The following is a 382-nucleotide window of genomic DNA, read 5'->3' on the forward strand; positions in this document are numbered from 1 at the left end:
TAGGAGCTAGCCGTCGAAGGTGGGACAAATGATTGGGGTGAAGTCGTAACAAGGTAGCCGTATCGGAAGGTGCGGCTGGATCACCTCCTTTCTAAGGATATATTCGGAACATCTTCTTCAGAAGATGTGGAATAACGTGACATATTGTATTCAGTTTTGAATGTTTATTTAACATTCAAAAAATGGGCCTATAGCTCAGCTGGTTAGAGCGCACGCCTGATAAGCGTGAGGTCGGTGGTTCGAGTCCACTTAGGCCCACCATTATTTGTACATTGAAAACTAGATAAGTAAGTAAAATATAGATTTTACCAAGCAAAACCGAGTGAATAAAGAGTTTTAAATAAGCTTGAATTCATAAGAAATAATCGCTAGTGTTCGAAAG

The 382-nt window shown here is 40.1% G+C and carries 1 tRNA gene and 1 rRNA gene; both read left to right on the top strand.

Annotated elements, in window-relative coordinates:
* A 16S ribosomal RNA gene (locus tag IDG45_RS13765) occupies nucleotides 1-91 on the top strand; the annotation flags it as partial.
* Between the two features lie 93 nt (nucleotides 92-184).
* Nucleotides 185-261 (top strand) — tRNA-Ile (locus tag IDG45_RS13770).
* Nucleotides 262-382 lie beyond the last annotated feature (121 nt).

This window comes from Staphylococcus sp. EG-SA-10, assembly GCF_017151945.1.
In the GTDB taxonomy this organism is placed as follows: Bacteria; Bacillota; Bacilli; order Staphylococcales; family Staphylococcaceae; genus Staphylococcus; species Staphylococcus aureus.